Below are 10,687 nucleotides of genomic sequence, written 5' to 3' on the forward strand. Positions count from 1 at the left end.
GATAGTGGCTTATTAGCTATTGAGAGCAAGAGCGGCATTGAAAACGAAACGTTGTATGGCTGAACGCGCTAAGCAACATCGGCGATCAGGACCGCATCTACCATGTGGCTAATGGTTCAACCGCTAGTACCGAGGCCGTTTAACGGTAATAATCAAGAAAATCGACTAGCTGCCCATTTTTATATAGTTCGATATGCAAGTGGGGGCCGGTCGAATCCCCTGTTGAGCCCATTGTGCCGATTTTCGCCCCTTTTGGAACCGTTTGTCCCCATTTTACATTGATGGATTGCAAATGGGCGTAGACGGTTTGAAATCCGTTATGATGGTTGATGACAATTTTATTCCCGTAGTCACCGCCCCACCCAGCAAAAACGACGGTTCCGTTATCAGCCGCCAAAATCGGAGAGCCGCTAGCGGAAGCGATATCCGTTCCTTTATGAAACTCGCCCCAGCGATAGCCCATTCTACTTGAAACGTACCCGCCAGCTGTCGGCCAAGCGAAATGGCCCGTTCCTCTAGAAGAAAGCACTTTTGTCCCTTTAATGACAATTTTTTTGACAGGCTGTTTCATTATTGTTTCTTTAATGGCTTCTTTTTTAGTCAAAATTCCGTTTTTCTCTGTTAGTTCATAAAGAACTTGTTTTTGTCCGTTTGCCCCTTCCTGTCTGACTTTGGTGTCCCCTTTGTACATGTGGTCATTAGGAATGACTTCGATTGAATATGGTACCGCTTCCATTTGATACGCTTGCTTTTTAACGATGACATCTACAAGCGGTTGATAGGCAGTGACGTGAAGCTTTTGCCCGATTTGCAGCAAACTGTCGACTGTTATGCCAGGATTCAACGATAAAATTTGTTCTGTCGTTAAGTGATACTGTTCGGCAATAGTGCCTAGCACTTCGCCTTCACGAACGATATGTATCTGCTCTTTCAGCGTTCCTTTTGTAATATAGTTTAACGCATCTTTGACAGAAAGAACGTTTTCCGGGTCGACTTTTGCTTTTTTGATAGTCGGTTCTACTGACAGTGAAACACCCACTATACGCGAAGCCTTTGTTGGAGCGGACGGTGTGTACTTCGCTTTTAATTGCGCAATCACCGCATTGGCATCCGCTTTATTTTTCACCGCCACGGAATGCGGACCAAACATAATCACGACCGCATTTGCCTTAATTTTCAGTCTTTGGCGAATCCACTGCACCGCCGTATCATCTTCTGAACGGGATGTTTGTTCCGCTTCATAGGCAATATGTTTTGGAGCTGAAAACGTCAAATCTGGATATTGCTGTTTCAGCTGTGATAATTTTTGTTGAATGGCTTTTTCAACGCTTTTTTTTTCGCTTACAACGCCGATCTCTTTTCCGTTCACTTTGACGTGAAACACCGTCTTGAATGGCAGATAGCTTTGATCTGCTTTTGCAAAGGAAAATAAGGGAATCACCAACAGGAATGCTAGCGCAACTGGAATGAAATGAATTTTCCTTAGCATAGCATAGACTCCTAGTATTATTGTTTAATAGAACAGATGAAAACACCTTTTCTATAGTAGCACATATTCGTCAATATTCGACATAATGTAACACAAATGTAAACAAGTTATTATTGTTCTGTAACATTTTATATGGGGATTTGTATAGAATTAGGAGAATATATGCGGAATAGGGAACAGAACGACTGATATTTTAGAAGGTGGCGCTATTAAGGAGAAGGGATGAAACAAGCGGTAATATTACATTGCCGGTCATAGTCTCATCTCCAATCGCTATGAAGCTCTGAAAAAGGAACCATTCTCAACATGATCGGGCGTGCAGCTGAGAGCAGTTCCTTTGAGAGGTTGTTATAATTTTTTTGGTACGCGGTGATTAAGTTTCCCTTCTACCACCTTCAATAAGTGTTGCAACGGAATTTCCGCCATGGAGGATAGACGGTATACGTGGCCTGAAAAGTCTAAAAAACTAGTAACGGGATTCGGCACAATCACGCAATGCGCTCCAGCTTTAGTAGCTGCTGTGAGGCCGTTTTTCGAATCTTCGAATGCTAGAGCTTCATGCGCTTCAATTCCTAGCTCTTTTATAGCACGTATGTAAAGCTCAGGATCGGGTTTTACGTTTTTCACATCATCTGCTGTTTTAATCACCTCAAAAAATTCGCTGATAGCAAATTTCTCTAAAAATGATTGAACCCATTTTTTACTGGAACTGGAGGCAAGGGCAATTTTTAGATGAAGTTCTTTGGCTGCTTTTAAGTAGTCTAATACTCCTTCCCGAAGGTGTAAATGATCTATTTTTTGTTTATACTGCTCATCGGTTTTCCGGGAAATTTCCGCACGATCGATCGGTTTCCCTGCCAGTTTAGCGAGGCGTTCGTACAACATGTCATCCGTTGTGCCGATCGAAACAGAAAAATCTTCTAAACTCAAATGGCAATCATATTCAACCATCACGTTTTGAAATACCTCAAACCAGACAGATTCTGTATCTACGATGAGCCCATCAAAATCAAATATAATCGCTTTAATCAATGTTCATCCCTCCGTTTTTGAATCAATATGTTACGCTGGTAAAGCTATAAAATCACTACAATGATACATGTAATTTGGAAGGAACCCATACCAATATTTATATGCTTTGCGATCATTCGCGATGTGATCGAAGGCGAGGCGCTTTAACAATACAGTGCGAACGATCTGGAATATAGACTGCAAATATGCGGAAGAGGGCAGTGATAAGAATAAAACGATGCTATTGACAAGAAAGTGGCCGAAGAAAAAAATGGGTAGTTTTGCAAAAAATCGGGAAGCCCGATCATAGGTTTCCACCATTCTTTATATTTTTAACGAACCAATTGCCTAATTCGTTCAATTGCCGTTTGTACCATGTCGCTCGTCACTTCGCGGTGGGTGACGAACCGAATCACTCCTTCGTCGAATGGAACGGCTAATATTCCGGCTTCTTTCAGCCGGGTAAGAAACTCCTTGTTGGAGAGACCCGTTCCTTTAATGTCGCAAAGAACGATATTCGTTTCAACCCCTGCCACATCGACGTGCAAACCGGGCACAGCAGCCAGTCCTTCAGCTAATTGCCGCGCGTTCGCATGGTCTTCCGCCAAACGGTCCACCATTTTTTCCAATGCGATGATTCCTGGTGCCGCCAGCACACCGGCTTGACGCAATCCGCCGCCGAGGCGTTTTCTCCATTTGCGCGCTTCCTTTATAAATGATTTGCTTCCCGCTAAAACGGATCCGACGGGCGCTGACAGCCCTTTAGAAAGACAGACTTGCACCGTATCCACATATTGCGTAAACTCCGTCACGGGCACCCCTAAAGCGACAGCGGCGTTAAACAGCCTTGCGCCATCGAGATGAACGGGAATCTCTTTTTCTTTCGCAATCTCATATATTGCCTTCATCGTTTCGATCGGAATGACTTTTCCGCCGGCTTTGTTATGAGTATTTTCTAAGCAAATTAACCCGGAGTAAGGGTGATGGATGTCATCGCTGCGAATCGCTTTTTTGACATCCGAAGGGTCCATCGCTCCTTTATGTCCGCGAATCGGTCTTGTTTGGACGCCAGCAAGCGCCGATGCGGCCCCCGCCTCGTAGAAAAAGATGTGAGATTCCGCTTCTAAAATGACTTCATCCCCGGGACGGCAATGCGTTAAAATGGCTACTTGGTTTCCTTGGGTGCCGCTTGTGACAAATAGCGCGTCTTCTTTTCCGAGCATTTTAGCTGCCAATGCTTCCAAGCGGTTGATGGTAGGGTCTTCGCCATATACGTCATCTCCAACTTCGGCCGTAAACATCGCTCGTCTCATTTCTTCGGTCGGTTTTGTTACTGTGTCGCTGCGAAAATCGATAAAATGCATCATGGTTCTCCCCCGTTATTTTTTGTTGCATCTTCATTATACAACGGCAGTAGCTTATTATCATTTTATTTATAAGCATTGTAGGTTTCTCTAAGAATTGACCTTCTCCCATCTACGCTCGGCAAGAGGTGGGAGGCTTTTCAATGGATATGCTAAATTCGCCGAACAAGAGAATGGATTTACCGACGGTGTAAAAGCAGAAATCACTTAGATAAAAAATTTTATCGTTTAACTAACAGAAGACCCCCAAAAAATCTAGGGAACCACCGAAATTAATATTATGGGAACATTTAAATACCAACCATTAAATCTACTAGAAATGGAAATCGGGAACTTCCCAAAAATGATCAATGCGCCGGGGGTACCGGGCGGCTTAGTATTAAAATTAGTAGATATAGGAGGATGAGTCATGAAATCGACAGGAATTGTAAGAAAAGTAGACGAACTTGGTCGGGTGGTAATCCCGATGGAATTGAGAAAGATACTAGATATTAAAGAAAAAGATCCAATCGAGATATTTGTGGATGGAGATAAAATCATTTTGCAGAAGTATGTCCCTTCGAATCAATGTTTAATTACAGGCGAATGCAGCGATAATAATCTCGTTCTATTTGATGGAAAGCTGATTTTAAGCAATGAAGGGGCAAAAGTATTATTAGATGAATTAAAAAATCAATTATTAATTAAACAGTAAAAAATCTTGCTCTGAAAGGGCAAGATTTTTTTATTTGATGGTGGTTTTATTTATAGAGTCATTTTTAAAATGAAGCGTATTGGTAAAATAATAATAGAGTATCTTTTATACATGCTTAAGATAGCAACGATTAATTTCAAAAGCGAATTGCTTGTCTCATATTTGCAAGAGGATATAAAATAAATTCTTAAAATAGCGAGAAAGGAAGCAAGGAAAACAGACACAGGAGTTGTTTTACAAAGAATGACTAGACCTAGTTTTTGGTAAACCGATCTTATGCCATTTGATGATTATACCATCATCGGGTACTGTAAATAAGCATTCTTCATATTGAATCAGTTTGAGGGAGTATTATTATATGGGAAGACGTATTAAATTGTTAACATGTTACTTCGTAGCTTTATGTATTTTCTTTTGGTTATTTTACAACACGGTTTTAACTTCGCAAAAATTCAATGATATTAGTGCTATCGGGAAAATCACATTATTTTCTAAGATTATAATATGCTTATTAATATTCCGTATTATAGATTTTATAGGAAAAAAATTTTATCCCGTTTCTAACATAGAGAAAAATATTGCATTTATTGTTGCTTGTCTATCATCTGCTTTAGTAATGGGATATATTATGTTGAGATAAACATTATTAGTATTTCTAATAATTTCCTATCCGAAAAATATTTTATGTTTATACATCGGGGTAGCTGAATGAAAGGGAGAGCCTTTTTGTACAAGAAACGCGGAAAGTATTTGATTATTAGTGAATATGGAAGACGTAATTCACGAAAATCTCTCTTTTTTAAGATATCTCAATAAATACAAATTTTCCTGCAAAATAGATGATAGTAAAAAAGCCCATGTATGAATGGTTAGTAGAGCCAAAACCTTGATCATTCATTTTATACCCGTGGTGCTAGTTGAGTTTTAACACTCAACTAGCCCAAGAACAACAAGCGAGTAAGCCAGTAAAATACCATCCAGTGCCGCTTCAAATCCAGAAACCGAGTTTGCTCGAATCTCGGTGATCCGATACGAATCGACTAAAATCGAAAACACGGTTTCCATCACTTTGCGTTTTCGTTTCATCCACTGTTTCCATGCATCGGATTGGCGAATTCGCTGATTTTTTCGAACGGGCGTCCAAAAAGCGATTCGTACTCTTCGTACAGCTTCTCTTGCAGCTTTTGGCTGATAGATCCTTTGTCACCTAGGTTATACGGATGTGGAATTTGCGTCATGACGGTTTCAGCGGCCATCCGGTCGTGACAAGACGCTTCAGTGACGACAGATCCCATCGGAAGCCCTTGGTCGGTGACCTGCAGATGAAGTTTCAACCCATAGAAAGCGATCTTTTTCGAAGCACAATAGCCCATATCTGCCATTCCACGAAACCGTTTGGCACGATACATTCGAGCGGAATGACACAGCTCGATTGGCAAACTGCCCACGACCGCATACGCATGGTGTTGTCCACGCTTGGCCCGCTGGTGCCGCATCCACTTGATCGCAAAGCCAAGCGCTCGACAACGACGGTTGTATCGAGAACGTTCAGGGAACCAGTCCTTGGAAAACAAATTCCCGATCACAAACCGGTGCCAGGCCCGTTCGGAAGTGAAGCCCAACAACTTTCCAAGGACATGGACGGCGATGATGACCTCGTCCTTCTGTTTCAACAAATGACGATTTCGACGTTGAAGATGAATCTGGATACTCGATAGTTGAGCGGATACAAAACACAAAATCGCCCCATATTGTTTTTGAAGTTTGGCTCGATCTGTTGTAAAATGAAAGTGCTCTTGCATGTGAATTCTCCTTTTCAATGTTTGGTCGCACTTTCATTTTAAGGAGATCCTCATGCAAGGGCTATTTTTATGCTTGTCTGATTTTATCTAGCACCACGGGTATTTAATTATATAAATTAACCTCTACCTCCTTTTTTACTATTAATTTTACATGGAATAAATAAGATTATCATCACTTTTGATTTCTATTCCAAATTGCTATTTTGTTAATTGTTAAAGCCCTTTGTTTCGAACCTTTATCGATTGAGAGTATGGTGTTAATGATAGCAGCAAAATAAGAATTCACTTGTATTTTTCGAATGAATGAAATCTTTTTAAGATTAAGTTATCCAATCAATTTCCGAAAAATTACAAAAGAAATCTATTGGATTATTTCCAAATATTTATATAATATTACTTGTATAGAATAAAATGTATATTATTCAAAATAATAGGGAGGTATGATTTATATGATCACAAGTATCGTTGATGAAATTACAAATCATGTGTCCCAGTCTCTTGAAAAAAGTGAATTTTTTACAGGTCTAAGAAACAAAATTCATACTGTAGATCACTTACGACAAGTCTTTGCACAGTATTATCTATGGAGAAATGCATTTCATCGTTGGTTTGGAGTTTGCATTGCTAAAGCTCCATCATTCGGAACATCATTTGATACAGACTATGTATTAACAGAATTAATTGAGCATATCGAAGAAGAAATCAAAGGCGATCACCATGGTATGTGCAAAACCTTTTTAAATGGTTTAGGTCTAACTGATGTAAAAGATATTCACGCTATTGATATCACTCAAAAGTATATTGACTCGTTCCAAAAAGAGTACATGTATGACGGCGGCTCATTCGAAGAATCCTTGGCCGCATTAGCAGGCCGCGAACTAGTTGCTCCAGAACGAAATCGAATCATTATCGACTGTTTGTCCAATCTTTATAACATTAAACAAGGATTAGGATTCTTCAAACTTCATGAGGAATTAGAGGTTGAACATTTTAAAGGACTATGGAATGCAGTAACAAAGGATTACAAAGGAAATCCTGAAGTGCTTGAGAAGGCAGCAAAAAAATCGATAACAGATCACGTACAATTTTGGGATGACGTATCTAATTATTACTACGGCAATTAACGATGATTACGGGTTTGTGTCACTAAGCACAAACCCGTTTAAATATTTGGAGGTTTTTTAAATGCAAGAGAGGGTTATTCAAATTCCAGAGCAAAAAACAGCTAGTCCATACCGATGGGTTATATTGATGTTAGCTACTTGGATTCAAACTTCTTCTTCTTTTGTTACCCAAGGCATTGGCCCATTATCTGCCTATTGGAAGCAAATTTATCATTTATCGCAGACGGAAACCGCGACATTAATTTCAGCAGTTAATATAGGCCCCATTTTATCCATGATAATATTGGGAAGAGCCATTGATCGGTATGGTGAGCGTTGGCTTCTAGGGTTTAGTGCGTTTTTACTTGGAATTACCATGGCAACTACTATATTTATTAATCATTTCTATATGCTGCTCACTCTTCTTGTATTTGTTGGAGCTTGGTATGGTGCTTCCCAACCTGGAGGAAGTAAAGCGATTGTGAACTGGTTCCCAGTTACCGAGAGGGGCTTAGCCATGGGGATCAGACAAATTGGAATTCCCTTAGGAGGAGCATTGGCCGCCTTTTTATTGCCTTTGATCATAGAGAAATTTAATTTAAACATCTCTATATTAACTCAAGTCCTCTTTTCCATTTTTAGTGGATTTATTTTCATGTTTTTTTATAGAGATACAAACCGGACAAAAGAACAGCAAAAAATTATAAAACATAAAGAACATACGCTGAGTTGGATCAAGATCATTAAAGATAAAAAATTTTATCCGATCTTTTTTGTGGGAGTTACTTTAGTTTCGCTACAGTTTATTTTAGTTGCTCATTATATGGCATTTTTAGTACAAAAATTAGAAATATCCCTGTCGCTCGCAGGAACATATTTAGGGATTGTGCAGTTTTCTGGTATGTGCGGCAGAATTATAATGGCGTGGGTTAGCGATAAATTTTTTAAAGGAAATCGCCTAAAACCATTGCTGCTTTGTATATGCTTTACCATAGTTTCTATTGCTTTATTATTATTTATTAATAAAGGGAGTTCCGAATGGTTTGTTATTTTAATAAGTATTTTGTTGGGCTTTTTTGGAATTGGCTGGTACAGCTTATACATTGTACAAATTTCCGAGTCATCACCTAAAGAACATGTAGCTTTTACAGTGAGTGTTGGTTTAACTCTCAATCAGTTGGCTATTGTTATTATGCCAGTTCTATTTGGCTTGATTATTGATATAGAAGGGGACTATCCTGTGGCTTGGATATTTATAGCAATATTCATCGCAATAAGTGGTGTTGTGCTAACCAAACAAAAAGGGGCAATAGAAGATAAGTTAAATATAGATGTCTGAATCTATGAGGGGGCCACATAGTTACGATAGGCACACCGTGTGGGGGGTATGCTTGGTTACCTGTCGAAGAAAGGTGAGAAATATTTTTCAGAATATATTGACTATTAATCTTTCCTTTAATAGAATTGATTTGGGTATATATATCCATACACACCTTATGATGGAAACAAAATCACATTTTTATTTAATCGGGGTGATTGAATGAGGAAATATTTATTTAGTTTACTATTTTTTGCAGCGGCTCTATGTTTTGCCTTGTCCCCCTCTTTTGCTTCAGCAGCTACAAACGACAGTGCGGGAGAGAAGTTAATTAGTCCAGAAAGTGTAGGCAACGGGGTAGCAGTTTTAACTATCTTTGCAAGTTCAGATGCTTCAGGTAGTTCTTTCAGTACTGATGGTCACGCATGGATTACTGTTTCAAATACTAGCTCGTCTAATATTACAGTTGGAAAATTTGCAGGAGTGGCACCCGGCAAATTAGTTTCCTTAGGAACTTGGGGGAATAAGAGCGAACATACAGGCTTGTGGTACAACTTGGAGGCTTTATTTGTTTCGCAAGGTGCATATAATAATCGAGTTTCCTTAAGTATGGATCTTAATGCTAGCCAACTGAGTTCGATTAATTCTGTCATTGCCAATAGTGATGCTTGGTCTCTAACCAATAATTGCGCAAGTTTCGCTACAAAAGTTTGGAACACAGTTGCGGCAGTAAAATTAAGTGGAAGCACACCAACTTCACTAAGGGATGACATTAAAAAGAAATCCGGTTATGTAACAAATCTTTCTTTTTCTTCGAGCTACGCTGTATATTATGCTAATGGAACCGGGACACCTATCAGAAGCAAAGTATATTAATGATGATCTTTAGGAACTAATGGAACCTTACCGTTTTATCTCAAGGATATTTCGGTTGAGGTTCTGTTCCTTATTTGGAGGAAAAATATGAAGAAAAAAAGGGTTTTATTTACTACCTTTATTATTTCTCTAGTGATTATATTTGGAGTGGTTTTCATGTTTTTTTCAAAAACATTAAGTCCAAACAGTATTGCTATCAGCGAAGCGAATGTGGGTGACAAAATTATTTCCATTAAGGGTAGTATAGCTGAAAGCGGAACTAAATATAAAGGATATTCTATAAGTGAGAAAAATGGAACCCTTTTTATTAATATTAAGGGTAGCTTATTTCCATTTGGAGGTAAAGGTAGTTCCTTTGATATCCAAATTAATAAAAATGAGTATGCCCATATCAATAAAATATTATTGTATGATGGGACTCATAATCGTCAAATTTGGCCCGAAAAGTAGTGTATCACTGATGGTATGAGGTAATTAGATGATCGAGAATCGAATAAATTATTTGTAACTATTAGGCTTATTACTAGATCATTTCTAGAAGAACCAACACCAAAAAGGCATTTGTCTAGAAATATATAAATTTTAGCAATGACATAGTAAAAAACGAAGGAGGGGGGATAAAAAATGCAAAGAGATCCAGGAGGCATTTGAATTTGCACTATTTGAGAAAATGTATCGAAAAAGTGTACGGTAATAAACATACCGTACACTTTTCAGACTGTTGAAAAACGATTTTGTCAACGACAAAATCGTTTTTTTATGATATATATGAAGGAAATACCGATGAGGAGAGCTCCCCTATGTATTCCTACCGATCGAATTTAGAAATTCAAGAAAACCGTCGAGCGTATGAGTCCATGGTCGATTCGAATCATGTGTTGGTTCAAATCGATCGTTTCATGGATTGGAATCATGTGTATCGCTTACTCCAACCGTTTTACTCGATGAACACAGGCCGTCCTTCCATCGACCCTTTAATCTTGGTAAAAATCCTCATGATCCAATACCTAGAAGGGTTTCGTTCCGTTCG

General features: G+C 39.0%; 9 protein-coding genes and 1 pseudogene. 6 read left to right on the top strand and 4 right to left on the bottom strand.

Annotation, left to right across the window (positions count from 1 at the left end; genetic code table 11):
• Window positions 1-139: 139 nt before the first annotated feature.
• From N667_RS0106620 to ltaE, 3 genes are all read right to left on the bottom strand, one after another.
• Window positions 140-1,489 (bottom strand): M23 family metallopeptidase, encoded by a 1,350-nt coding sequence (locus N667_RS0106620; RefSeq protein WP_035098244.1) that lies wholly within the window; start codon window positions 1,487-1,489, stop codon window positions 140-142.
• A 348-nt stretch (window positions 1,490-1,837) separates the two neighbouring features.
• Window positions 1,838-2,521: an HAD family hydrolase gene (locus N667_RS0106625; protein ID WP_027408852.1), complete on the bottom strand. Its 684-nt coding sequence runs from the start codon at window positions 2,519-2,521 to the stop codon at window positions 1,838-1,840.
• Window positions 2,522-2,832: 311 nt separating this feature from the next.
• Window positions 2,833-3,864, bottom strand: coding sequence for a low-specificity L-threonine aldolase (ltaE, locus tag N667_RS0106630; protein ID WP_027408853.1), 1,032 nt, complete (start codon window positions 3,862-3,864; stop codon window positions 2,833-2,835).
• 409 nt (window positions 3,865-4,273) lie between these two features.
• Between ltaE and N667_RS0106635 the strand changes: the two genes are divergently transcribed.
• Entirely contained in the window at window positions 4,274-4,558 is a 285-nt protein-coding gene (locus N667_RS0106635) for an AbrB/MazE/SpoVT family DNA-binding domain-containing protein (RefSeq protein WP_027408854.1), read from the top strand.
• A gap of 924 nt (window positions 4,559-5,482) precedes the next feature.
• On the opposite strand, the pseudogene N667_RS18340 reads toward N667_RS0106635, so the two are convergent.
• A pseudogene (locus tag N667_RS18340) lies at window positions 5,483-6,360 on the bottom strand (IS982 family transposase).
• Between the two features lie 449 nt (window positions 6,361-6,809).
• Between N667_RS18340 and N667_RS0106650 the strand changes: the two are divergent.
• The 5 genes from N667_RS0106650 to N667_RS0106670 all read left to right on the top strand — a co-directional run.
• On the top strand, window positions 6,810-7,484 hold the full coding sequence (locus N667_RS0106650) for an iron-containing redox enzyme family protein (RefSeq protein ID WP_027408856.1): 675 nt from the start codon (window positions 6,810-6,812) through the stop codon (window positions 7,482-7,484).
• Window positions 7,485-7,545: 61 nt separating this feature from the next.
• The gene (locus N667_RS0106655; RefSeq protein ID WP_027408857.1) at window positions 7,546-8,802 is read left to right on the top strand and encodes an MFS transporter; all 1,257 of its coding nucleotides are present in this window, start codon (window positions 7,546-7,548) and stop codon (window positions 8,800-8,802) included.
• A 201-nt stretch (window positions 8,803-9,003) separates the two neighbouring features.
• On the top strand, window positions 9,004-9,657 hold the full coding sequence (locus N667_RS18345) for a hypothetical protein (protein WP_232223886.1): 654 nt from the start codon (window positions 9,004-9,006) through the stop codon (window positions 9,655-9,657).
• Window positions 9,658-9,744: 87 nt separating this feature from the next.
• Window positions 9,745-10,107 carry a hypothetical protein gene (locus N667_RS0106665; protein WP_027408858.1) on the top strand — a complete coding sequence of 121 codons (363 nt, stop codon included), beginning with the start codon at window positions 9,745-9,747 and terminating at the stop codon, window positions 10,105-10,107.
• 350 nt (window positions 10,108-10,457) lie between these two features.
• Window positions 10,458-10,687 (top strand): transposase (locus tag N667_RS0106670; protein ID WP_198020522.1); only part of this gene is annotated, 230 nt, incomplete at its 3' end.

The sequence above is a fragment of the Anoxybacillus tepidamans PS2 genome (assembly GCF_000620165.1).
GTDB lineage: Bacteria > Bacillota > Bacilli > Bacillales > Anoxybacillaceae > Anoxybacteroides > Anoxybacteroides tepidamans_A.